General features: G+C 52.9%; 26 protein-coding genes. 13 read left to right on the forward strand and 13 right to left on the reverse strand.

Annotated elements, in window-relative coordinates; genetic code table 11:
- Positions 1-5 precede the first annotated feature (5 nt).
- The 4 genes from Q0307_RS18015 to Q0307_RS18030 all read right to left on the reverse strand — a co-directional run bounded on the left by Q0307_RS18015 (position 6) and on the right by Q0307_RS18030 (position 5767).
- Positions 6-3314: an STY4851/ECs_5259 family protein gene (locus tag Q0307_RS18015; RefSeq protein ID WP_298662589.1), complete on the reverse strand. Its 3309-nt coding sequence runs from the start codon at positions 3312-3314 to the stop codon at positions 6-8.
- Positions 3315-3586: 272 nt separating this feature from the next.
- Positions 3587-3733 (reverse strand): hypothetical protein, encoded by a 147-nt coding sequence (locus Q0307_RS18020; RefSeq protein ID WP_298662590.1) that lies wholly within the window; start codon positions 3731-3733, stop codon positions 3587-3589.
- A 430-nt stretch (positions 3734-4163) separates the two neighbouring features.
- The gene (locus Q0307_RS18025; protein WP_298662592.1) at positions 4164-5438 is read right to left on the reverse strand and encodes a type II toxin-antitoxin system HipA family toxin; all 1275 of its coding nucleotides are present in this window, start codon (positions 5436-5438) and stop codon (positions 4164-4166) included.
- Positions 5435-5767, reverse strand: a complete 333-nt coding sequence (locus Q0307_RS18030; RefSeq protein ID WP_298662595.1) for a helix-turn-helix transcriptional regulator — start codon at positions 5765-5767, stop codon at positions 5435-5437. The genes Q0307_RS18025 and Q0307_RS18030 overlap by 4 nt, the downstream gene beginning before the upstream one ends.
- Positions 5768-5841: 74 nt before the next feature.
- Here Q0307_RS18030 and Q0307_RS18035 point away from each other — a divergent pair, with 74 nt between their 5' ends.
- Entirely contained in the window at positions 5842-6822 is a 981-nt protein-coding gene (locus tag Q0307_RS18035) for a tyrosine-type recombinase/integrase (protein WP_298662597.1), read from the forward strand.
- A 33-nt stretch (positions 6823-6855) separates the two neighbouring features.
- Here the strand turns inward: Q0307_RS18035 and Q0307_RS18040 are convergent, their stop codons facing one another.
- Positions 6856-8031: an ATP-binding protein gene (locus Q0307_RS18040; RefSeq protein WP_298662599.1), complete on the reverse strand. Its 1176-nt coding sequence runs from the start codon at positions 8029-8031 to the stop codon at positions 6856-6858.
- Positions 8032-8315: 284 nt separating this feature from the next.
- On the opposite strand from Q0307_RS18040, the gene Q0307_RS18045 reads away from it, so the two are divergent.
- From Q0307_RS18045 to Q0307_RS18065, 5 genes are all read left to right on the forward strand, one after another.
- A complete protein-coding gene (locus Q0307_RS18045; RefSeq protein WP_028489479.1) occupies positions 8316-8504 on the forward strand; it encodes a hypothetical protein in 189 nt (62 codons plus the stop codon).
- A 10-nt stretch (positions 8505-8514) separates the two neighbouring features.
- A complete protein-coding gene (locus tag Q0307_RS18050) occupies positions 8515-10239 on the forward strand; it encodes a DUF4942 domain-containing protein (RefSeq protein WP_298662601.1) in 1725 nt (574 codons plus the stop codon).
- A gap of 270 nt (positions 10240-10509) precedes the next feature.
- Positions 10510-10866 carry a DUF2958 domain-containing protein gene (locus Q0307_RS18055; RefSeq protein WP_298662602.1) on the forward strand — a complete coding sequence of 119 codons (357 nt, stop codon included), beginning with the start codon at positions 10510-10512 and terminating at the stop codon, positions 10864-10866.
- Between the two features lie 56 nt (positions 10867-10922).
- Positions 10923-11498, forward strand: a complete 576-nt coding sequence (locus Q0307_RS18060) for a hypothetical protein (protein WP_298662603.1) — start codon at positions 10923-10925, stop codon at positions 11496-11498.
- Positions 11498-12316, forward strand: a complete 819-nt coding sequence (locus Q0307_RS18065) for a DNA alkylation repair protein (protein WP_298662605.1) — start codon at positions 11498-11500, stop codon at positions 12314-12316. The genes Q0307_RS18060 and Q0307_RS18065 overlap by 1 nt, the downstream gene beginning before the upstream one ends.
- A gap of 23 nt (positions 12317-12339) precedes the next feature.
- Here Q0307_RS18065 and Q0307_RS19115 read toward each other — a convergent pair whose 3' ends face one another.
- The gene (locus Q0307_RS19115; RefSeq protein ID WP_366936799.1) at positions 12340-12771 is read right to left on the reverse strand and encodes a ProQ/FINO family protein; all 432 of its coding nucleotides are present in this window, start codon (positions 12769-12771) and stop codon (positions 12340-12342) included.
- Here Q0307_RS19115 and Q0307_RS18075 point away from each other — a divergent pair.
- The 4 genes from Q0307_RS18075 (at position 12653) to Q0307_RS18090 (ending at position 14142) form a co-directional block, all read left to right on the forward strand.
- Entirely contained in the window at positions 12653-12997 is a 345-nt protein-coding gene (locus Q0307_RS18075; protein ID WP_298662608.1) for a hypothetical protein, read from the forward strand. The genes Q0307_RS19115 and Q0307_RS18075 overlap by 119 nt on opposite strands.
- 350 nt (positions 12998-13347) lie before the next feature.
- A complete protein-coding gene (locus tag Q0307_RS18080) occupies positions 13348-13551 on the forward strand; it encodes a hypothetical protein (protein WP_038141389.1) in 204 nt (67 codons plus the stop codon).
- Positions 13548-13826 carry a hypothetical protein gene (locus Q0307_RS18085; RefSeq protein WP_298662610.1) on the forward strand — a complete coding sequence of 93 codons (279 nt, stop codon included), beginning with the start codon at positions 13548-13550 and terminating at the stop codon, positions 13824-13826. Before Q0307_RS18080 ends, Q0307_RS18085 begins: the two co-directional genes overlap by 4 nt.
- Positions 13819-14142 (forward strand): hypothetical protein, encoded by a 324-nt coding sequence (locus Q0307_RS18090; protein ID WP_298662612.1) that lies wholly within the window; start codon positions 13819-13821, stop codon positions 14140-14142. Before Q0307_RS18085 ends, Q0307_RS18090 begins: the two co-directional genes overlap by 8 nt.
- 59 nt (positions 14143-14201) lie before the next feature.
- Here the strand turns inward: Q0307_RS18090 and Q0307_RS18095 are convergent, their stop codons facing one another.
- Entirely contained in the window at positions 14202-15218 is a 1017-nt protein-coding gene (locus tag Q0307_RS18095; RefSeq protein WP_298662613.1) for a DNA-binding protein, read from the reverse strand.
- A 105-nt stretch (positions 15219-15323) separates the two neighbouring features.
- Here Q0307_RS18095 and Q0307_RS18100 point away from each other — a divergent pair, with 105 nt between their 5' ends.
- From Q0307_RS18100 to Q0307_RS18110, 3 genes are all read left to right on the forward strand, one after another.
- Positions 15324-15578, forward strand: coding sequence for a hypothetical protein (locus tag Q0307_RS18100; RefSeq protein ID WP_298662614.1), 255 nt, complete (start codon positions 15324-15326; stop codon positions 15576-15578).
- Between the two features lie 239 nt (positions 15579-15817).
- Positions 15818-16135 (forward strand): H-NS histone family protein, encoded by a 318-nt coding sequence (locus tag Q0307_RS18105; protein ID WP_298662615.1) that lies wholly within the window; start codon positions 15818-15820, stop codon positions 16133-16135.
- Between the two features lie 150 nt (positions 16136-16285).
- Positions 16286-16570 (forward strand): hypothetical protein, encoded by a 285-nt coding sequence (locus tag Q0307_RS18110; RefSeq protein ID WP_298662616.1) that lies wholly within the window; start codon positions 16286-16288, stop codon positions 16568-16570.
- Between the two features lie 134 nt (positions 16571-16704).
- On the opposite strand, the gene Q0307_RS18115 is transcribed toward Q0307_RS18110, so the two are convergent.
- The 6 genes from Q0307_RS18115 to trbL form a co-directional block, all read right to left on the reverse strand.
- The gene (locus Q0307_RS18115) at positions 16705-17364 is read right to left on the reverse strand and encodes a lytic transglycosylase domain-containing protein (protein WP_298662617.1); all 660 of its coding nucleotides are present in this window, start codon (positions 17362-17364) and stop codon (positions 16705-16707) included.
- Between the two features lie 2 nt (positions 17365-17366).
- Positions 17367-17741: a hypothetical protein gene (locus Q0307_RS18120; protein ID WP_298662618.1), complete on the reverse strand. Its 375-nt coding sequence runs from the start codon at positions 17739-17741 to the stop codon at positions 17367-17369.
- 25 nt (positions 17742-17766) lie between these two features.
- Positions 17767-19053 (reverse strand): TrbI/VirB10 family protein, encoded by a 1287-nt coding sequence (locus tag Q0307_RS18125; RefSeq protein ID WP_298662620.1) that lies wholly within the window; start codon positions 19051-19053, stop codon positions 17767-17769.
- 9 nt (positions 19054-19062) lie between these two features.
- Complete coding sequence (trbG, locus tag Q0307_RS18130; RefSeq protein WP_298662621.1) at positions 19063-20097, reverse strand: P-type conjugative transfer protein TrbG; 1035 nt, start codon at positions 20095-20097, stop codon at positions 19063-19065.
- A 54-nt stretch (positions 20098-20151) separates the two neighbouring features.
- On the reverse strand, positions 20152-20844 hold the full coding sequence (trbF, locus tag Q0307_RS18135; RefSeq protein WP_298662622.1) for a conjugal transfer protein TrbF: 693 nt from the start codon (positions 20842-20844) through the stop codon (positions 20152-20154).
- Between the two features lie 61 nt (positions 20845-20905).
- Complete coding sequence (gene trbL / locus Q0307_RS18140) at positions 20906-22126, reverse strand: P-type conjugative transfer protein TrbL (RefSeq protein ID WP_298662623.1); 1221 nt, start codon at positions 22124-22126, stop codon at positions 20906-20908.
- Between the last annotated feature and the right edge of the window lie 11 nt (positions 22127-22137).

Genomic DNA, 22137 nt, shown 5'->3' on the forward strand with positions numbered 1-22137 from the left:
GAAATTTAATCCTTATGATTCGCAAGAAGGTAAGAAGCAAGTAAAGCGTGTGTAGGGGCATACCAGGCGGTTTTATCAAAGTCCGATAACTTGCGAATAAAAAATTTTAACGCAGGTAACGGGAGTTCGGGAGAAATATCATTCACTGAAACCTTGCCCGCAGTCACGAAGGCCATGAATATTGGCAGATAGATAACCGCATCATATTTTTCCCCAGTTGGTAATGCCTTGACTAACGGTGGTAATTCTTGTCGCTCTATCCAGTTTGCTAACTTTGACTTCAGTTCATTCGGCCATATTGTATTTTCATGAGTGTCTATCAGTTGATCACGCCATCCAGGCAAAACAAGTTCGGGAGGAATGCAAGGAAGTTTCTCTGTATCGCCTGTTTCAAAATAACCAGCCATTTCTTCAAACCCTGAAACGACCTTCCTCAAAACGCATTTTCGGTTTTGCAGCATGATTTTCCTGTAGTGATCTGGCAATCCAGTTTCAATCAGCCATGCTTCAAAAGCTTTATAGGCATCACTCCAAATCTGTAACGGAATGCACTCCCAAATAATCGCCAGTTCATCCCGCATACGGTCACTGAAGGGTTCATCTACCTCCAGACGGAACAGTGATACCGCCAAAGCAGGGTAACAATTGGATAGGGAAAGCCAGCTTTCGAACGTAGATAGAGGTAAGTGTGAGTAGTTCTTCCTCAGGTCGTCTAGGTATTGCCAGCCACTATGGTCAAGGTCTGTCGCCATTCCGGTGATTTGCTGGTCAATCACATGTGGGTTAGCTTTGGGGTGAAACAATCTTGCGGCTTCATGGAGCGAGTGCGGCTCGCTGATAGAAACTTCAATTTTGGCAGGTAGATCAAGAATAAAGAGTTTGGGTCTGAAATGAATGCTGGATTCGGTATGCGGGTACAGCAACCACGGGCTGGCCTTCTGCATTTCAACACAGACCTGAAAACGACCAGTGCCTATTCCTTGGGTTTTCCTTTCTGTAAGTTCAAGCGGTTTGCGTTTCGGATCGGATAGTAGCATAGCCACTACTTTGGCTTCAGATGCAATTTTTCCTGAATCCAGTTCATAGGTAATAAAGCTATTATCATCGTTCTGTTTAATCTCACCGTTGTAACGTTTTACATATAACGTCAATAAGCGTTGTTGCGGTGTTTCTATAGTCAGTTCCATATAGGCATCCTGACTTTTAACAGCAGCCATCATTTGTCTGATGTCATTCTGGTAGGCAAACAAACTGATTGAAAGTGGCTTATCTCCCGGTTTAACTAGCGAGTAGTCATGTTTAATATTTATGTTCTCTGGGGCAATCAGTTTCAAACGCAGATAAAAAACCTGATCCTGCCTAGCTGCAAATAGAGCAACGCGCTTGCCAAAGAGCTGGTCAAGTACTAGGTGACGGTAATCAATAACCTTGTTCTTATCATCCAGAAGACGCGCTCCCATGTAAGGAAATGGAATACACAGCCGGACTGGTTCAACATTGTCAGTACTCTTTACTTCGAGAAAAAAAACCGAAGGTGTTTCAGGCCAATCATTATGAAGCTGATAGCTTTTACCATTGTTTGAGAACTCCTCAACTACCTTCGTGTGAGCCGCATAGACATGGACTGTACAAGTCCCATAGCCGGTCACATGCAAACGTGCTGGTTTCTTATCATCAGATGCGAATAAAGTGAAATCAAACCCAGTCGGCAACACGCCAAAACGTCGTCGCAACAGAGTTTCTCCCGACTGGCCTTTGATCACATAATGAAATACACCAGCACGTTCAGGGTAAGGGGCACTGTTGCATAAACGCTTGCCATTGGCATACTCCTGCAAAGGGGAACTACTACGTTTACCATCGGCACTTAGAACTTTTGGCCAGCCCTTAAAAACTGTTTTCGGGATTGAATCGTATGTCAATAAATTACCATCCAACCTGATGAAACCATATTTCTGATTGGAATTTGGCCGTATTGTGAATAAGTCATCAGCAGCAATAATATCCAGATGGTCGCTGACCAACAGCCATAATGCACCACTTTTCTCCATGTGCTGAATAACAACAGATGACTTAGGAGTATAACGTGCCTCTGGAGGCACTCTAACCAGAACCTCGGAGTTCTCAGTATTACAAGTGGCTGTGCAGAGGAGTCGTTTTTCATCACCCTCACGTTCAAAAATCAATGGTGAATCACTCAAGTCAAGTGCACTATTATCAAATAACTGTTGAGCAATAAGGGAGCCGTTATCCAATAGAGCCAAACTGATTGGCTCTTCTACATTAGACCGTTGCAACCGGACTCGCTGTTTAGGGAAACGGACTTCAAAAGAATTTCCATTAACTTGTCCATAAACAACGCCACTACGGGCAATCAGCTTTTCGCCTTCATAAAAGACCACTTCAAACCGTGTACTCGTGAGCTGATCATTGGGAATGCCAAAAGAAAACCTTTCTGGAAGCAGGAGTTCTGTTTGTATCTGCCAGTACTCACGAATATCCCCCAAAAGTAGGTGTTCACACAAAAAGTTCTTTTGTTCCACATCCGCTGTTTTCTTTTCTGCCTGTCGATGACTGGCATCACGTAACCAGTCATTGATAATAGATGGGGCATTTGCTTCGTTTAAAGGCAACGGAAAGTCACGCCGCCAGTTCGGCTCAACTCTATCGAGATAGCTAATCGGGTTGCTTTCCTGCTTAAGGTTAGGGTGTTTATCCGCAATGAACATGAGTTGCTCAATGACCCCCGCGAGTAACAAGCGTGTATCGAGATTCTGAAAGGTATGCGGTAAATAGCGTTCGGAGTGCGCTACCAAATCGCTGGTATTTCCTAGCACTGCCTGATGATCATGAAAATGTTTTAACCCATAACGGATCACACGCCCAAAACCGTGTGTTTCACTCTTGACCAAAGGCCATGGTAGCCCGCCTTCCAAAAAGAGCGAGCCTAGTAAATTTCGACCAGTGGTACTTTTTCGAATAGGTCGTTGCCAGTAATCAAGGCCAAATTCAACAAGTCGCGTGTGTTGTTGATGGTTGAATTGACAACCCAACATGCTATCTGCCCACTCCCATGACCATTCCCCGCTATTCTCGCCATAATCGCGGCGGAAACGTTCAGCAATGTACAAACAGTAGATGGCAGCCCAATGCATCCCTTTTACAGGGTGGAAAGCGGCAGACTGGTTAGTCATTAATATGCTTTTCAGTTTCTGGTATTCTCCGAATTCAACCAGATAGCTGTACAGCGGTTTCCCAGTTACCCCGCTAAAATATTGGCGAACGAATAAAAATTCGCTTAACCATGCCTTCATCAGACAAACCGTCATAAGCCCTACCCCCAAACAATATTTAAGTAGTATCTGACCAAAAAATCAGTTTTATCAACTAATAAATATGATTATGCTATTTTTCAGGCAACGAAGATTTTGCACTGATCTATAGTTTGTCAATGACCGACGTTTGTAACCTCATGAATAATAAGTGAGTTTCTGTTGGTCGGTCAGCAGACTGTTTCTTTGTGAATATCTTCGTTACAAACTTTGCCCATAACAGTATGTATCTGAAGGGAAATATGCTTTTCAGGTCATACACTTAAGGAACCATGAATCACCATTTTGTGCCCGACAGTCCATGCCTTCTTTTCATCCGTGGTAGTTGACCCTAATACACCTTCTGCTGAGAAGTTTGCCACATCATCCGCTCTTAAGCCACTACCTGTTTGATTAAACACGACTCATGCCTGTTTTTCGACTCTGTTGCAACAGGGCTAGGAGTGCCCTTGTGAGGGGGCTTTCTGGGACGCTCGTTCAAACTATTAATCTGATCATGGGTAAGGCGGGGATCTGCCAAGAAACAGGTTTTGATCCTTATTAGAGGTGAGGTTATAAAATTTCGCTTCAATATTCTGTGGGGAGTTACTCACGAAACTATCGGAACCTCCATTCGTTCGAAATGATTGCTATCCAACAGATTTTGTTGCTCCCCGTATACGTATAAAACCGCGATGGGTGATTTCCCCATGAACGACTGACCTTCAGGGTAGTTATCGCCTTTTTTGATTGTGATAATTTAGGAAAATGGCTATTGTTAATAGCATATGATAATGCCTTTTATCATATGTAAAGTTGACCCCTAAAACCCCATCCTGGGGCGGATACAAATCAGGTGGCAGACAGTGCCTGTTCCAGCTCCTCATGCTCGAAAGCAGGCTCGAACTTGTCCCTTTCCGTTCCAGACATGCCTACCTTGGCAGCTAGGTTGCACCAGTTCTTCACTGGGGTCGTAACTTCCTTCAGGATGCGGGTCGTGTCTGTTTTGTCCAAGCCAAAGTAACGCGCCACCGCCAGGCAATCCCGGATGCTGCCACTGGGGCCGCTGTCCTCACTGATCCAAGTTTTGAGTTCCCGCTGTTTGTCCGGGAATGGATTCAAATCGAAAGCTGGGGACAATACCCACTGTCCATGGCCCCGATGCAGGAAACCGTGATTGTTGAGGTGGTCATCCACATTGGTGATAAGGATGTTGAACACCATCCTGCGCCATAATTCCGCCATGTCCTGTTGGGCATGGGGGCTAATCTTACGGATCACGTCCACCATTTCCGTGTAACTGTGCTCCTCATCCGGTTTCGCACTGAGCATGGTTCTGGCGGACACATACAGGATGCGGCCTCCTGCTTCACGGTCAAACCGGCGGATGAGGGCTACAGGTGTGTCTTCCACCATTTCCACCCGGCCTTTGGCGGCATTGATGCCAGCGGCATTAGCCAATGCCAGTGCGAGGATTTCGCCTTTGGTCACAGCCCTGTCATCGCCGATACTGGGAAACTTTCCCAAACAGAGGGAGCCGTCGTGATCTATGACGGTGCATTTGGGGCGCATCCCTCCGAGTGAAGTGCCTTTGCCCCGCAGGTAAGCCAAATCGGCAGCCGTTTCTTTTTCCTGCTCCACAGCGAGGCTGGCACGGTAAATCTTGCCGAGATCAATCAACGGGGGTGTACCCCGTTCCGCATCATGGTGGCTGCGTTGGGGAATACCTGATTCATCCAGAAACCGTAATGCCCCTACCCTGCTGATGTCGTCAACTGCCAACAGGTAGTCCAAGGCGTTCAGTGGTTGGGTATTGGGAGCCAAGCCTTGTTGCAGGGATTGTTTACGGCGTTTGGTGTGATCCCGCAGGATAACGCGCTTGCCCCACCCATCGGGTTCCGTGTCGGCAATGCAATCAAAGAATGTAGACCCATCTCTGGTTCTGGGGTGAAACATCATACCGGCCTGCAATGGCAGGTCTGGTGACAGGGTAAAGCGTTTCGGGGATACCAGCCATTCAGGATGGTAAGCGAAACTACAACTTTCCCGATTGCCGCTGGTTTCATACAACAGTGTACCCACGGGTTCTTTGGCTTCACCGATGCAGACTTGAATACGGCGGTTCATAATGCCCCCGATGGCTGTTTTGGGGGATGTACCCGTTTGGGTAATCTGGCTTCATCCAGCAGCAGACCTGTTTCATCCCGTGAAATGTCCAACAGGTCATTGATCCTGTCGGCTTCGCCCAGCGCGAACAGCACCATGCAATAGATGCCGAAAGAAACGTTAGGGTCGCCTTTTTCTACCCGCAGGTAAGTGGGTTTGGAGATGCCAGCACGTTGCGTCATCATGGCTACCGTCAGTTTCCGCCGCCGCCTTGCTGTATTGATGTCATGCCCCAGTTTCCTGATGGCGCGTTTCAGGTTAGCGGGCATGATTTCTTCAATCTTTGACATTTTAAGGTAAACCATAGCTATCTTTGTAATTATCATGGTATCTTGTAGATTACCTTAAAGCAATGAAAGGCATTATGTTACTGATCAGCACACCCCAGAATTCTGCCATCGTCACCCTCGGCAATGCCGAGTTGCCGGTCGTGGTCAGTGCTGCCGGTGAACGTGCCACTTACCGTTTCGTCGAGTTCTTCACGGCCCAGATCCGCAACCCCAATACCCGGCGTGCGTACCACACGGACATCAGCCAGTTTTTCCTTTGGTGTCATTCCCAGAACCTGCAACTCCATCAGATACACTCCATTCATGTGGCTACCTATGTTGAGCAGTTGCAGCAACACGTTTCTGCACCGACGGTAAAACAGCACATGGCGGCAATCCGCAAGTTGTTTGACTGGCTGGTGGTGGGGCATGTAATGGAAACCAACCCATCACAGGCGGTGCGTGGCCCCAAGTATGTGGTCAAGCGTGGCAAGACGCCGATCCTGACCCCTGAAGATACCCGTGCCCTGTTTGACAGTATCCCGACGGATACCCTGATTGGCCTGCGTGACCGAGCCTTGCTGGCAGTGATGGTCTACAGCTTTGCCCGCGTGGATGCGGCTGCCAAAATGCGGGTCAAGGATTACTACCCGAATGGGAAACGCTGGTGGATTCGCTTGCATGAGAAAGGTGGAAAACACCATGAAATGCCTGCCCACCATACCCTAGAACAGTATCTGGATGAGTATATTGAGGCCGCTGGGATCAAGGATGACCCGAAAGGTTTCCTGTTCCGCACGTTTAAGGGCAAGACCGGAACCATGACTGAAAACCGGATGTTACAAACTTATGCTTGGCAGATGGTGCAGCGCAGGGTCGCAGCGGCAGGGCTTTCCCTGTCAGGTATCTGTAACCATTCTTTCCGGGGAACCGGGATCACGACTTATTTGAAGAATGGCGGGACGCTGGAAAAAGCCCAGCAAATGGCCAACCACGAATCGCCCCGCACCACCAAGCTCTACGACCGCACTTATGATGAAATTTCACTGGATGAAGTGGAAAAGATCATTATCTGAAGGGCTTTCTTGAACGGAAAGTAGGTGTCAACATCACTGTAAGGCCGCTAATTCTTCAGCGAGTTCGCGCAAGCTGATGATCTCTACCCCATTCCCCAGTGGGTAACGGTCTTGTCCTGCATACACAATAAATGTCCGTGAGGGTTGCAGATCTTCCCGCGCATGATGGAATCCCTTTGTGGGTACTGGTGCGAGGCTACGCTTGATTTCTACAGCCCATAATCCATGTTGCCCACCCAATTCCAGTACCAGATCCATCTCTGCCCCAGCCGCAGTGCGGTAAAAGCTGGCTTGCGTGCGTTGGGGGGCAGCAGCCAACAGGTTCTCAATCACGAAACCTTCCCAACTCAGGCCAACCACAGGATGCCCTGCCAAGGTGTTGAGGTCGCCTATCCCCAACAAGGCATGAACCAGACCGCTGTCGCGGATATAGGTGCGGGGGGACTTGACCAAACGTTTGCCAATGTTGGTGTGATAGGGTTGTAGGCGTCGCACCAGCAACAAATCCACCAATAAGCTGATGTAGTGGTTAACAGAAGGGGAACTCACCCCCAACCCCGCAGCAAGTTGTGAGACATTGAGTAATGCACCTTGTTGGTGGGCAAGCATTGTCCACAATCGCCCGACGATTTCGGCGGCAATTCGGAAACCAAATTGTGGAACATCCCGTTCGAGATAGGTGCGGATGAAGCTCTGTCGCAGGCTCAGGCTGTCGGCATCATCACCAGCGAGGAAGCTGTCAGGGAAGCCACCGCGTAGCCACAGCCGATTCAGGATGCTATCACCTTCGCCTACCTCAAGAATATCCAGTGGCCCCATATCCACGTACTCGATACGCCCTGCGAGGGTTTCGCTGGCTTGGCGCAACAAGTCAATGGAGGCCGAACCAAGAATCAGGAATCGCCCGGTACGTTTACCATTACGCCGCCCCTTGTCGATCAGCCCGCGTAGGCTCTGGAACAATTCCGGCATCCGGTGGATTTCGTCCAGCACCACCAGCTTGTTTTCCTGTTGGCCAAGAAACAATTCAGGGTCATGCAGCTTGTTACGGTCAGTGGCTGATTCAAGGTCAAGGTAAACGGATGGGCAGGTATCTGCCAGCGCATAAGCCAACGTGGTTTTGCCAACTTGGCGGGGACCAATAATGGCAACAGCAGCTTGCCGGTTGAGGGCTTGCTGTACGGTAGAAGTGATGTGTCTAGTAATCATCCTTGTAATTTATAGGTCTGTCTTTAAATTTGCAAGGATGAGTGGCGGTGTCCTTGTCAGTACCCCTTCCGTTATAGCCAGCCATGCTGGAGTCAAAATTCACTAGGGGCTTCGCCCCACGCGCCCCGCAAGGGGTATCCCCAACCTTCCGCGTTCACTGTGTTCTCTTGTGCAGGCCGGGTGATCCCCCTCCCCTTGCGGCTTGCTACCCCCACGCTTCGCCAGCGAGGCAAGGGTTGCCGGGCTTTGAGCTGGCAACCTTTTAAATCAACTGGAGAAGAGCGATGAAAGCAAGGACAGGTTTCTGGATAAATGTTGGTTTCCGCGTGGAAGCCGAGACTATCAGCAAGGAAGAACTGGTCAGGCAGTTGACCGAGTGGGCAGAGGAACACCACTCATTGGATGGCTTCAGGCTGGAGAATGGTGAAGAACCAACGCTTGAGTCAGTGCATTTTGAATGTGATGACTGCTAGGGGGACGGGTATGGACAAGGAACAATATTACCCTACCCCTGTCAGTCTGGCAGTGAAAATGTGGGAAACCTTCCGTGATGGATCCTATCTGCACCGGGATAGGCATATCCTTGAACCAAGCGCTGGGACGGGTGATCTGGTGAAAGCCGTGCCAGAATCACGTTATGGCAGTAACCGGCCTATCGTGGATGTGTGTGAGATTGACCCGGAGCGGCTGGAGATACTGGGTAAGACCACTGGTGTGAATGTTGTGGGGCATGATTTTCTGGCGTTCGAGCCATCACGCCTGTACACCCATATCATTATGAACCCACCGTTCAGGCTGGGAGCCAAACACCTGATCCATGCTTGGCAGATTGTCAGGAATGCCGAGATTGTTTGCCTGTTGAATGCCGAGACACTCAGGAACCCCAATACCAAGGACAGGGAATACCTTCAGGAGCTGATTGGGGCATATGGTAGCGTTGCGTATGTTGATGGGGCATTCCTTGCACCGGATACCCAACGGACAACCGCCGTTGAATGTGCCTTGGTGTGGCTGAAAAAGGAAACGCCGGTTGCACACAGCTATTTGGATGGTCTGAAGCTGGACAATGAAACCTTTGAGTTTGGGGAAATCCGGGGGGATGTGACTGACCTTTGCTTGCCGGAGAACATTATTGAAACAGCCGTCAGGGTTTACCGGGCGGCGCGTGATGTGCTGTACCGGAAACTGGAGTCTGATGCTGTTCTGGCCTGCGAGTATGCCCGCTGGTCAAGCATTCTTGGTGGTTCTTTGTTGGAGTCGGATCAGGAACGCAACAAACGGGTCATGCAGCAACAGGCAGCCCGTGCCGTCGACAGCCGCAGCGTGCAAGACCAGTTCAACAAGGAACATGACAAGCTGAAAGAGAAAGCATGGAACTACATTCTGTCCGGGATCAGGTTCTATGAGCAGCTCAGTACAGCAGCACTGAAAGCCTTTCAGGCGGAATACAAAAAAGTTGCCCAACTGGAATTCACCGAAGCCAATATCCACGGTTTTCTGGCAGGTGTTGCCCTGCAACGTACCGCCATGACCGATGAAATGATGATCGATATTTTCGACCGCTTTACCGAGCGTTACCCGGATAACCGTGCCTATTACCGTGCGTGGCAATCCAATGCCAAACACCGGGCGGCAGCTTGGCGGATCAAAATGAGCCGGATCATTATCCCGGTCAATTGCAAGCGTTGGGGAAACTACCTTGATCGTGAGGCACGGGAGGCGTTGGGCGACATTGACAAGAGCTTTGCGGCACTGGATGGCAAGGATGTGGGTGGCATCTATGGGTTGGTAAAGGCAGCCCTCGGCAATCCTATCGAAAACTCAAGACGCCATGAGTCTGATTATTTCGAGTTCCGTTACTACCCCGGTGCGCAGACCGTACACCTGTACCCTAAGCGCAAAGACCTGATAGACCGGCTGAACCGGACAGTTGGGCGGCTACGCCAATGGCTACCCAGCGAGGAAGGTACTGTCACCGCCGCATTCTGGCAACAGTATGAACAGGCCGAGAAAGTCACCAACCAGATGTCCATCAATACCCAAGACTTGTCCCGCTACCAGTGCAGGCTGGATAACCCGGAGTATGTTGAGCGGCTCATCCAAGCACATACCGAAACCTGCGTCAGGCTGGACATACCGCTTGATGGTTTGCTGGCTAGTCCAGCAGCAGGACAGGGAGGCCAGCAACTGCTGCCTGTACTGCCATAGCACACAAGGTTGGGGCAGGTTGCCTGCCCCAGTCACCAAAATCTGCCAGTGCTGGTGACAGCACTGGCAGGTTATGAAGATGCTAGGGGCTTCGCCCCACGCGCCCCGCAAGGGGTATCCCCAACCTTCCGCGTCCACTGCGTTCCCTTGTGCAGGTCGGGTGAGTCCCCTCCCCTTGCGGCTTGCTACCCCCACGCTTCGCCAGCGGGTCAGAGGTTGCCGGGTTTTGAACTGGCAACCTTTTAAACCAACCTGAAGAAGGAGAACGCAATGAAACTGTTTACTCAAGCGCAATATGCCCAACTGCTGGCAAATGGACGGAAACAACAGGAGGCGATGGCAAAGAATGAAGACTTTGATCCGATGCCGGTTATTAAATTGTTCACCCCGGATGCCGCAGCCACTTGGTTACTGAGCGAGATTGACCCGGAAGACCCTGACATTGCTTTCGGGCTATGTGACCTTGGGTTGGGGTTTCCTGAGCTGGGGAGAGTCAGTTTGACTGAAATCCGTGCTGTCCGTGGTCGGTTCAAGTTGCCGGTAGAGCGTGACTTGGGGTTCAGTGCGGACAAAACACTGTCTGCCTATGCCGAAGAAGCGCGGGAACACCGCCAGATTATTGCCTGACCTACTTGGGCGGGCAGTGTTTGCTGCCCGCCATACTGACCACAAGGAGAAAAGCCATGCCGCAATATATTGTTTACGCGCAGCAAGTGCTGTATGTGGAGCGGGTGATTGATGCACCCGATGAGGAGGCCGCCGCCACTATCGCGGATCAATTGGTACAGACAGGGATGTTGCAGCCGGTCAATTCGGTTGAGTTTGAGAATGGGGTGTTGTGTGAGGTGGTGGAAGCGGATGTACCTACCAAGGAAGCACCACCCACTTCAACCCTGCTGGATGTGTTTGGGGAACCGCCTTCAGATGCCCCAGCCTTTGGAAAAAACAAACTGGATTTTCTGGCAAAAAGCCGTCTTAATACCATTCTGTTTGCCACCGAACCACGTAAAATTGGCAAAACATGGTGGGTTTATGCTGTCTATAACAGCGCATTTTTTCCGGGGGGCAATGCCACGGAGATGTACTTCTATGACCCGAATACGTCAGTGTGGCTGGATTCCCGGCAACATCCCCGCTATGACGATCATGATGGCGAGTATGCCGGGTTGCCCAAAGGGTTGCGCCGCCTGTATGAAGACCATGAACAGGCTGTTCGCGCTGCCTTGTGTCAAGACTGGCAGCCTGAACAGGCAGGATAATGGGTGATAGCAAAAGCAGACCCGCCATACTGGGCGGGTCTGCTTTTTTGGTGAGTTGGTGCAGCATAGCTGCCACAATGTCTGTATCCAACCAGCATTATGGAGCAGGCAGCCTGATGGTCAGCGCAATACAGATAGAAAACAGCCTCAAGGCATTGGGCAACGCCGATCATGCTGCCGATGCCCAACGCTTCTTCAAGACAGGTGTTGGGGAGTATGGCGAAGGCGACCAGTTTTTGGGAATTCGTGTCCCGGTATTGCGCCAGCATGTGAGGCAATACCGGGGCTTGCCGCTGGAGGAATCCTTGTTGCTGCTGCATTCCCCGCTCCATGAGGTGCGCCTGTTTGCCTTATTGTTACTGGTTGAGCAGTTTCAGCGGGGTACAGCGCAGCAACAAGCTGACATCCATGCGCTGTACCTTGCCAACACGCAGTACATCAATAACTGGGATCTGGTGGATACCTCAGCCCCATACATTATGGGGATCTACCTGCACGGGCGGGACAAGCAGGTGTTATATGCGCTGGCAGTATCCAGCAGCTTGTGGGAGCGGCGTATTGCCATGATTGCTACTTTTTTCTTTATCCGCCAGCACCAGTTTGGGGATGCGCTGGCTATTGCCAAATTGCTACTGGCTGATCGGGAAGACCTCATCCACAAGGCGGTTGGCTGGATGTTGCGGGAAATTGGCAAGCGTGACCGGGCAGTTGAAACCACCTTCCTGCAAGCCCATTCCCGGATTATGCCGCGCACGATGTTGCGCTATGCCATTGAGCATTTCAGCCCGGAAGAACGGCAGCGGTATTTGCAGAAATGAACCGGCAGTTGTGCCCGCCAGTATCAGGCGGGTGGCAGGGAAGCCAGTTTCAATGCGGCAGATTCCCGTTCTGTGTGGCTGACTTCCCCAGCAGGTGAACCGTCCAGGTGGTATCTAAGCGGCTGCTGCATCAGGTTATGCAGGTATTGCATAGCCGATGTGTGACGGTGCAGCAGTTGCTGCACGACCCGTTTGCTGGCACTGACGTGGTTTGTGCTGATGTAGCGGTAAATGGCTTTTTCGATACCCACTGCCAGCGGCAGGTGGTCACGCCATGCGCCAAAATGCGCCTGCAATTGCTGGTCAAGTTCCTGCGCACGGATAGTGCTGGGGGGGATGACTACCTTTTTGGGGGCAGCCGGTTTTTTACGGGGTGCTTTCCCTTTGGCAGGTTTGTTGCGCGGTGGGGATGGGGTGGTGGATGCCTCACGCCGTATGACCCGTTTGCCTGCAATGGTTTTGATGCCAGATGGGGCGGTTCCATCGGGTTTATCCGTTTTCCTGCCCAGTGACAGGGTTTTGCGTGGCTTGTCGGTCATGGTGTCAGGCTTGTTGTCCAAGGTTATCCAGCGTGTACACGGATGCAATATCTGTGTGCTTGTCCTGCCAATCTATCACGGGATTTCAAATTTACAAGACAGCGGGTTGCCCTGTGGGCCGGGCTGCTCCAGGTTCCGCTAGCGCTGCATCCCTGCGGGACTTCGCCTTGCACATCCCTAACCCCTCCAAAAGTGCCAGCTACGCACGCACTTTTTCCGCGCTACCGCTTGGCGTTGGGACACCAGACCTGCTTGCAGCAGGACTGGTGGCAGTGGTTTGTCCTGGTGGGGGTGCTTCCCCCGTCTGAGTCAATGACAGGCTACGTGCCAACCGGGGTTTCCCCAACCTTCCGCGCTCACTGCTGTTCCCTTGTGCAGGCCGGGTGATCCCCCTCCCCGCCTGGCATCATTGACGCCGCCTCCCCCGTTCTCGCCGAAGGGCGTAAGCCGCAGTGCGGCTGTGACATGGCATTTTTAAAGGAGGACAAGACGATGCAAGACATGGAAAAACTACACCACCTTGGCGGTGGGGAGTTCTGTTTCAAGTGGGATGGCAAAGGTGATGTGCGGGGCTACCGACCACCCGCAGGGTTTGAGGCAACGGCAGACCTGACCGACCGTCACCCGGTGACAGGTGAACAATTGGCGGTATCTGAATGGTGGATGTTCCTGAAACCCGAAGGAGGTGAACAATGAATGTACTGGAACTGATGGATGATGTGATCCATGCCCTGAACCAGCTACCCAATACGCGGCTGTCTGGCAGGTTCAAGAATACCTACGGGTTGGTGGCTGCACTGGAACAGGCACAGCGGCAAAACGGTATCCGGCTGGAAATCCGGGGAGGTGTGTTGCAAGCGCCAGTCATGGCTGATTTTGCCCAAGGTATCCGGGTGGAACTGTTTGACCATGATGATGGTGGGCAGTCAATCGTTGCGGTGGTGGATAAGGAGGAGGTTGGGCATGGCTAATCCAGACCAAGCTAAAATCTGTACACGGTATTCACACCGGGAAAACCTGAAACGGGCAAGGCAGGCAAGGGAATACTTCCAGCACCTACAGGCCATGACGGTCAGGACAGATGCACCGGACAGTTTGCAGGCATTGCGCCAGCACCGCCAGCAACTGCGCCAATGGCGGGGGTTGATGGTCTACTGGATGGATGCCGCCAGTGAAGGCAGGCGGCAGTACCAGCACCGCAAGGCGGTTGACGACCCGCAGTTACACCGTTTCCGCTTTGTGACCGGCTCATTTGTCGCTTACAACCCGACAGTTTCCCGTCAGTAGCAAGCCTTTTGGGTATCCCGGAGCGCGGCTACCCTGCCCAGGTTGGCAGGGTAGCCGGGTTAAGCCGCACCGGGTGCGTGTTTATTTTCCGCCGTGCCGTCGGGGGTCAGGGCTGCCAGCCTGCCTTTCAGTTCCGCTGCGGTTGCCTTGGCCTGTTCTTCAGCCTGCTGGCTTTGTTCCAGCCGTTGTTTCAGCTCCCCTTCCCTGCTGGCGGCATCCTCCAGCCGGGTTTGGAGGATAGCAAGCTGTTGCTGGACTTCCTGTTGCCCTGCCCTTGCCTGATCCCGTGCGGTTCTCAAGCTGTCTTGCTGTTGTTGGGCTGCGATGAGTTGCCCATTCAGTGCCTGTTGGGTGCTTTCGGCATTTTTCAGGTCGGCTTTCAGGGTGTTGTTTTCCAGCTCAAGCTGTTGATGCGCCTGGCTGGCGGCCTCCAGCTTGCCTTGTAGTGTGCTAATGGTGATTTGCTGTTCCCTCACCTGCCCTTCCAGTATCCGGGTTTGGGTTTCGTTGACGGTTAGCTGTTTTTCCAGTTCGCGGTTACGGGCTTTTTCATCTTTGGCTTCCAAGGTGGCCTTCTCGGCCTTGTCGGTCATGGTTGTTAGCCGTTCCTGCAAGCGGGAGTTGTCGGCACTGACCCGTTTGAGTTCTGCCTGAAGTTGTTCCGCTGCTTCCTGTAGGCGGGCATTTTCGCTGTCCAGTTGTTCAACGGTGTCCATCGCTTCCGCCACTTCCACCTCAGCGGTTTCCTTGGCCTTGCGGGCTGCGGCAATGGTTTCCCGTACACGGGACTCGGCAATTTCCTGTGCCCTGCCATACATGCGTTTGGCCAGCTCATCCAGGCTGCCTTTGGTGGCTTCCAATGCATCCGCAAATTCAGTCGGCAATTCCACCCAGTGGGATACTACCTGCCCTTCCAAAGCCGTTTTCTGGCTTTCTTCCCAGATGGTTTTGATTCGGGCTGGATTGCCACCTCCCAGAATGTTGCGGATGGCAAAAGGTGTGACCCGTTTCTTATCCGTCAGCAATTGCATCCCTGCTTCGATGATCTGCTCGTTGGTGTAAGTGGCTGGCTTCATGTGGGGCACTCCTGATTTGTCTGCCGATCATTATATATTAACTTTACTTACATAACAAACTAACTTAACATACTTACTTAACAAAACAGCTACAACCATGAAGCCATGTATACAAGCAGACTCTGGGTACATCCTGAAAAGCGGCGTTATTACCGGGCATCCGTGTATAAGGATTTGCTGGGGCATTGGGTAATGGTCAGGGATTGGGGGTCACTGGACACGAAACTGGGTGGTACAAAGACCGAATTGCTGGAGGGTTTCGGGCAAGGGAAGGCGCAACTGGAAGCGGTTGGCAAGCGGCGGGCAAACCACCGTTATCGGCTGGTGGAAGCTGATGGTATCGACCTTGGTGTTTGCTGATTGCTTAATATGTAAGCAATATGTGTTATATTACTGTTTTATTGGGGCGGTTCCCGGTTAAGCCGTCGTTTATACACGGCGTTATCCACAGCTTCTGTGGATAGGTTATGGGTAGCTTGGCTATTGGTCGTGCAAAGCTATGGTGTAATGGTGAGTATCAGGCTGTCAGTGATCCATGCGGTTGGCAGATGGTGCAGTGTTATGAATTTTTTCAACCAAGACAGAAGGATAGGTATTCCATGTCCAGTATTGATATATCCAATTTGAGTGTTGCCGAGCTTGCGGCATTAAAAGGCAGCATTGAAAGTATCATCGGTGGCCGCCGTGAAAGTGAATTGATCCGGTTGCGTGAGATGTTTGAGGACATGGCAGCAGAGTCAGGTTTTACTCTTGAAGAGGTTATGCAGGCTACCCCTTCCAAGAAGCGTGCTGCTGTTCAAGTTAAGTACCGCAACCCGGATAACCATGAACAGACCTGGACTGGGCGTGGTAGGAAACCACTTTGGGCTGTAGCATTGGTGGAATCAGGCGGTAGTTTGGAAGGTTGTCTTATCTGAGTGAAACCCAGATGGGTTAGGACAACTGACAGGAAGTCAGTTGTTTCAGGTATGGTTCAACCTTTTGGCTAATAAACATTAACAGTCTTGAATTAGGAGGTATCGTCACCACATACGGGGAGTCCCTCCACTATCAAAAAGGATCAAGCTATGGACATTCTCGATAAGGCAATAACTCACAGCGGTCGGGCGGGTAGTTCGATTGAACGAGTAGGTAAAATGCTTATGGCAGATGTTTGCCCAGAAGCAATTGCTGCACAAATGCGCCACAATAGCCCCAACGGTTACAAGTACACAAAGAAAGACATTGAAACTATCGAAAGGATTTTCGCAGACACAAAGACAGCAGTTCTGATCACAAAGAAACAAGCTAAGGGCTTGATCCAAGCTGCTGACAAAAAAGAAGAAAGCCCTAATGGGGCTATGCCTGCCTAATCCAATCTACGTGCCACCATCATAGGCTCATTTTAAGTAATGGGTGGGGCAGCTATAGCTGTACCCATCTGACCATTTACGGATGACTCCCATTGCATCCAATGTGACTTTCATAGAATGACTGCTTGGGCTAGTTACTCCCCTTCCCCAAAAAACACAGATGCCGTATAGGCGTTTGCCTCCACGTCCATTGGTGATGGTGGTTCTTTATATTGCTGGATTGCCCTGTTCTGTCTGGATGGTTGTGAAACAGGCACTGGTTCAGGCTGGTAGTACAGTGCCGCAGAGTACGGAGAGGCTGCTGGTTCACCTGTCATACCTGTGATCCCTGCCATACCGACATCCCCGGCTGTTCCTCCCAACCGGGCCATGATTTTACTGACGTAATCCTGCGTTTCCCGGTAAGGCGGTATTCCGGCATATTTGTCCACTGCCCCTTCCCCTGCATTGTAGCCTGCCAGCGCCAGAGGCCAGCTCTGGTAACGGTTGTACAGCCATGCCAGATATGTTGTCCCACCCCGGATGTTTTCTGCCGGGTCAAAAACATTGTATACCCCGAAACGGGCTGCCGTGCCGGGCATGAGCTGCATCAGCCCTTGCGCACCTTTGTGTGACACAGCGCCGGGGTTATGGGCAGATTCTTGCTGGATGACGGCACGGATGACGGATACGGGTACACCCGTCTGTTGGGCTGCTGCCTGTACGATACCGTCCAGATGCTGTTCGGCCTGCACGGGCAGGCAGCAGACCAGTACCAGCCATAACAGGCCAATTTGCCGGATTAACAGATGCACCCTCACACGCCGTGGTGTCCTGTTTGCCAGTGATGCCCTTCCTGACCATGTTCGTGCCTTGCTTCTGCCAGCATCACCGGCTGGTTTCCTGCCTCTGCGGGTGTTAGCTGGTTGCCATTGTCAGGTGTATCGGGGTGGCTATCGCCCTGCCCGTCCTGGGGCTGGTGTTTGCGGTGTTTCTTCAGCCAGCTACGGAAGTCCCGGTCTTTTTTCAGGGCATCATCCAGCAGTTGTTCCACCACCATGTCCAGTTGCAGCCAGGGATAGGTTTCCTTGGCGCAGGTCAGGTAAAGCTCCAGCTCCTGAAAAACATTTTCGTTGATGTCCACCCGCAGCTTTTTCTTTTCCGGGGTTGGGGTGAATTTCATGCTGACCATGCGTGTCTCCTTGTCATTGGGTAAGTTAGTAAATGGTATCCAGTGCCGGATCTGCTGTCTGGGTGTAGGGCTTCAGCACCATGTCCTTATGCACCAGGATATTGACGGGGAAGCCTTGACGGATTTCAAGGGTTGGCTGGATGTCGAGGTTCTTGCGGGTGATGCGTTGCCCAGTGCGGTTGATTTCGGAACCCACGTTGCTATAGAAACGCCCCTCAAAATCGCCATCGTCATACTGGGACTGGGCAGTGCCTGCGAGCAGTGATGACAGCAGTACGCCACCTGCCAGCTTGCCCCAATGGTTATCAACCTGGTCAGTGAAGCCGGATTGCCCGCCAGTATCCACACCGGGCATCCCTTCCAGGGCGATGGAGGAGCCATCCGGGAGAATCATCCGGTTCCATACCACCCGTACCCGTTCCTGCCCGTAATTGACGCTGTTTTCGTATTGGCCGAGGATCCTTGTCCCCTGCGGGATCAGTAAGTAACGTCCGCTGACCGTATCAAACACCTGTTCACTGACCTGGGCGATGATCATCCCCGGCAATTGTGAGTTAATGCCGGTGATCAGGACTGCCGGGATCAGTGTCCCCGCCTTGACTTCATACGGGCTGCGCGGGGCTTGTAGCCTACCTTGCAGGTAGGCTTTGTCTTGCCCGAATGCAGTCTGCTGTAGGGGTGTACCATCCCCTTGCATGGTGTAGGCTGTACCTGCTTGCCCATCCGCCACCCCAGCATCCGGTAAGCCATGATTGCCCGCAGCACCCCCGCTGGCGGGCAGTGCGGTACTTTGCCCGCCTGCTTGGCTGCCCTCAAAAAACAGGTTGGCCGTGAGTGCCTTGTTGTGTGCTTCCCTTGCCAGTTGTTCACGCCGTAGCCGTTCCAGTTCTTCCGGTGAAGGCTGTTTGGGTGCAGGTGCTGGGGTAAAAGCCGGTGTGACTGGCTTTTGCAGCATCAGCCCCCCAGCATCCCCCGGCAAAGGTTTTCCCAGCACGGGTATGTCGGGTTTGGGTGGTTCCGGGTAGTCCAGTTGCCCATAATCATTGGCAGCGCCGCGTAAGGCATCCGGCATGGAGCGTTTGACTGACTCGGGGTCAATGCGGGCTTGTTGGGTGTCTGCTGCGGTCATCGCCCTAGGTTTCAGTGCCAGATAGATGGTGGCAACCAGCAGCAAGCCAACACCTGCCACTAACAGGATAATGGGACCTTTCTTCAACTGGCGTGCGCGTGACCGTTCCAGCGACAGACGTGGGTCATCCGGGTTGAGCTTGCTGTCAGAGGCTTGCCTGCCTTGGTATTGCGATTCTGTCATTATTTACCCCTACCCCACTCTTGCAATCCTGACCACATCGGCAGCATCACTGCCTACCCGCAATTCGGCGGTAGAGAACAGCCGGTCGACGATGTAATGCCCATTCCTGACCCGGTAATTGACCATCTGACTCTGCCCATTCTGTGCCGTCACAAACAGTGCCGGGGCTTCACCTTGCTGGAATCCAGACGGGAAGCGGATAAAGACCCGTCGCCCATCATCAAACACCCGTGTGGGTGTCCAGTGCGGGTTGCCTTGGCGTGCTTCCACCCGGTAGGCAAAGTTGAGGTTGTCGAGGTCAACACTGGGAGGGGCTGGCTGGCGCAAGGCTTGCGCCCTGAGCCTGTCCAGGGATGCCCGCTGAACCCGTTGCGGGTACTGCCAACTGACCGCCGCCATGTAGGTTTCCTTGTGGCTGGTCAGTTCCAGCAGGTAAGTGCGGCGGTTGGTGTTGATGACCAAGGTGGTGGCAAGGCCAGATGCTACCGGCTTGATCAGCACATGCTGTTGGGGCAGGCCATCCTGCACTGATTTGTTGACCCCCAATACCCAGCGCACGGTGTCACCTGCTGCGGGTTTGCCAATGATTTCTTCCCCCGGTTCAAGCTGGATGTCGGTCAGGCGCAAGGGGGCAGTATGGATCTGGTACAAAGCTCCGCTGGTGTAGCCATAGTTCATGATGGCATTGGTATAGCTGGCCTCATCCGGGGACTGACGCGCACTCTGGTTGGCATACTCAATGGCTTGCAGGGGGCTGCTGCCGTGTTTGGCTTTGCGCTTTGCCTTGGGTTTGGTGACGGGTTCCAGTGGTGGTTCTGGTGTCCAGCCGGTGGTGGCAGGCTCGTGGGTATACGTGGTTTGCTCCGGTTCGGCTGCTGCTGCCATTGCCGCCTGCACTTCCGGCAAAGGTAGGCCGTTGCCATAGCGGAAACTCCCCGAACGGGAAAACTCCCTGTTGCTGGATGACGGCTGGGTATCCAGCATGGCACATCCGTGCATCAGGGCGGAGGCGGTAACGATCAGGGTCAGCTTTGTTGTATCCATAAAGTGTCTGCTTCCAAACCGGAAAATCAAAGGGGTAACTGGCGATGAGGCAACCTACTCCGCCTGTGTCCAGCTAAACGAATCAATGTACATACCGATGGGGTTCACCTTGAGTTGTGCATCGGTGGTGGGTTCCTGGAAGGTCAGGTTGAAAATGCCCTTCCATTTGTGTGTGCCGTTATTGCCGCCACGGGTGTTCCAGTAAGTCTCTTCCCATTCCGCACTCCAGGAGTTCTCGGAAATCGGGATCAGGGTCAGGTTGTTGAGGGTAATGCGCTCTTCCTTCATGCGGTCGGTCGGCACGTACTTGCGGGCGTAATCACTCAGCATATTGGCGGCAGCCGGTGTCACCAGTGCATAGGCATCTTCCCACTGGCGCTTGACCACGATGGGGTCAGCCGGGAGGGAGCGCACATCTTCGATGAAGCGGGTCAGGTGGTATTTGCGCGAGGCTTCATTGACCTTGTATTGCACCCCGGAGGTTCCAGCCTCCCCCTGGTAGGCTGCGTGTCCCAGCTTGTCCACCTCAATCACATGGATGGCCTTCTTGGGTAAGGTGCCCAGGTACACCATCCCCAGCATGGACAGCATCAGCAAACCCAGCAGGAAGAATGACAGGTAGCGCCAGTTCAGCGCCTGCATCCGCGCACTGCCATAGCGGTCATCCCATTCCATCCGGGCTTTCAGGTAACGGTCAAGCTCCTGCTGTTCCCGCCCAAGGTCGTGCTGTACGTTGTGTGTGGTCATGGTGTCCCTTGTCTGGTTATGTCCATCATCCTGGCTTAAATACCTTCTTTTCCTGCCAGCCCTACAGGCTGGCCTGCATCCCGCCGCTGGGGTGTGCCTCATGCGGGACACGGTGTCCGGCTGTCAGCAATTTACCCGCCCAGCCCGGACGGGTTGCCGGGGCATTACCCGCTGTCAGTGGTGCGCCCGTCATGGCGCTATAACTTTCCGCCTTGCCCTGTTGCCAAGCACCCCGTGTCCCTTGAGTCATGCGCTGGGTACTGCTCCTGACCAAGCTCTCCCCCGCGCCAGCCACACCCCCCAGCACTTTTTGTCCGGCATTGCCGTGGGTAAAAGCACTGCCCCGCTGGTAGCCTGCGGTGGCATTTCCGGCAAGGCGTGCCGTTGCTCCGGCAGCCGCACGGGTAGCGCCCAAGGCTGTGCCGACGGCAGCACTCCCGGCAGCCATGCCGACCATGCTGTTCTGGGTGGCCGTGCCTGCGGACAGTGACGGCGAGCCTGACACCAGCCCGGCAGCGACACCGGGGGCATTCCATGACAGCAGGGCGATTGCCCAGGCAATCACCATCACCGAGAAAATTTCATTCCACTCAACATTCCCGTCCACCACCGTGAAGGTCAGTGAACCCGTCAGGGTCGGTTCCGTCACGGAGAGGATGAAGGCCAGCACCATCAGGCGCACCCCGTAGTTCACCACCCCGCCCAGGGTTTTCTCGGCGATGAACTTGGTGTGCTTGTTGATGCCAAACGGCAGCAGGATCGCGGACAGCCCCATGAACAGGTAGAACTCCAACACGGTCAGGAACACCTGGATGGCGACGATGGCAAAAGCAATCAGGATGATGAAAGCTGAAATCCACAGGATGATGACCTGCCCGACCTGATCCCAGTCGTCCATGGTTTCAATCATGGTCATGATCGGGGTGATGGCATTGACACCGGCAGTGAATATCCGGCTGGGGTCAAGGATGATGGCATGGCCACCCGCCGCACCCCCTGCCCCACTGATCCCTGCATCCACCATTGAGTAGACGAAGACCGGGGCGAGGGCTGCAAAGTTTGTCACCAGCCACAACCAGAACATCATGAACAGCAGCTTCTTGATGACATCCATGGTTTGGGCATTGCCACCCAATGCCCACCACAAGGCCACCAGCACCAGTTCAATGCCTGCCAGCACCCACAGCAAGGCTTGCCCGCCGTTTGCCCAAATCATTCCATAGGCCGCATTGAATACGGTCAGGAACTGGTTCAGCGAGTTGGTGAGGATGGCGGTGTCCATGCAGTACCCCA

This window comes from uncultured Thiothrix sp. (assembly GCF_937873765.1).
Lineage (GTDB): Bacteria > Pseudomonadota > Gammaproteobacteria > Thiotrichales > Thiotrichaceae > Thiolinea.

Bases quoted from the DNA above. Each gene is read 5' to 3' on its own strand.
- Q0307_RS18045 (WP_028489479.1), top strand. From the start codon at position 8,316: ATGAAAGCAAGGACAGGTTTCTGGATAAATGTTGGTTTCCGCGTGGAA.
- Q0307_RS18025 (WP_298662592.1), bottom strand. From the start codon at position 5,438: ATGAACCGCCGTATTCAAGTCTGCATCGGTGAAGCCAAAGAACCCGTG.
- trbL (WP_298662623.1), bottom strand. From the start codon at position 22,126: ATGGACACCGCCATCCTCACCAACTCGCTGAACCAGTTCCTGACCGTA.
- Q0307_RS18055 (WP_298662602.1), top strand. From the start codon at position 10,510: ATGAAACTGTTTACTCAAGCGCAATATGCCCAACTGCTGGCAAATGGA.
- Q0307_RS18095 (WP_298662613.1), bottom strand. From the start codon at position 15,218: ATGAAGCCAGCCACTTACACCAACGAGCAGATCATCGAAGCAGGGATG.
- Q0307_RS18015 (WP_298662589.1), bottom strand. From the start codon at position 3,314: ATGAAGGCATGGTTAAGCGAATTTTTATTCGTTCGCCAATATTTTAGC.
- Q0307_RS18120 (WP_298662618.1), bottom strand. From the start codon at position 17,741: ATGGTCAGCATGAAATTCACCCCAACCCCGGAAAAGAAAAAGCTGCGG.
- Q0307_RS18125 (WP_298662620.1), bottom strand. From the start codon at position 19,053: ATGACAGAATCGCAATACCAAGGCAGGCAAGCCTCTGACAGCAAGCTC.
- Q0307_RS18105 (WP_298662615.1), top strand. From the start codon at position 15,818: ATGTCCAGTATTGATATATCCAATTTGAGTGTTGCCGAGCTTGCGGCA.
- Q0307_RS18035 (WP_298662597.1), top strand. From the start codon at position 5,842: ATGTTACTGATCAGCACACCCCAGAATTCTGCCATCGTCACCCTCGGC.
- trbF (WP_298662622.1), bottom strand. From the start codon at position 20,844: ATGACCACACACAACGTACAGCACGACCTTGGGCGGGAACAGCAGGAG.
- Q0307_RS18100 (WP_298662614.1), top strand. From the start codon at position 15,324: ATGTATACAAGCAGACTCTGGGTACATCCTGAAAAGCGGCGTTATTAC.
- Q0307_RS18060 (WP_298662603.1), top strand. From the start codon at position 10,923: ATGCCGCAATATATTGTTTACGCGCAGCAAGTGCTGTATGTGGAGCGG.
- trbG (WP_298662621.1), bottom strand. From the start codon at position 20,097: ATGGATACAACAAAGCTGACCCTGATCGTTACCGCCTCCGCCCTGATG.
- Q0307_RS18030 (WP_298662595.1), bottom strand. From the start codon at position 5,767: ATGTCAAAGATTGAAGAAATCATGCCCGCTAACCTGAAACGCGCCATC.
- Q0307_RS18080 (WP_038141389.1), top strand. From the start codon at position 13,348: ATGCAAGACATGGAAAAACTACACCACCTTGGCGGTGGGGAGTTCTGT.
- Q0307_RS18085 (WP_298662610.1), top strand. From the start codon at position 13,548: ATGAATGTACTGGAACTGATGGATGATGTGATCCATGCCCTGAACCAG.
- Q0307_RS18065 (WP_298662605.1), top strand. From the start codon at position 11,498: ATGGGTGATAGCAAAAGCAGACCCGCCATACTGGGCGGGTCTGCTTTT.
- Q0307_RS18075 (WP_298662608.1), top strand. From the start codon at position 12,653: ATGACTACCTTTTTGGGGGCAGCCGGTTTTTTACGGGGTGCTTTCCCT.
- Q0307_RS18050 (WP_298662601.1), top strand. From the start codon at position 8,515: ATGGACAAGGAACAATATTACCCTACCCCTGTCAGTCTGGCAGTGAAA.
- Q0307_RS18040 (WP_298662599.1), bottom strand. From the start codon at position 8,031: ATGATTACTAGACACATCACTTCTACCGTACAGCAAGCCCTCAACCGG.
- Q0307_RS18090 (WP_298662612.1), top strand. From the start codon at position 13,819: ATGGCTAATCCAGACCAAGCTAAAATCTGTACACGGTATTCACACCGG.
- Q0307_RS18110 (WP_298662616.1), top strand. From the start codon at position 16,286: ATGGACATTCTCGATAAGGCAATAACTCACAGCGGTCGGGCGGGTAGT.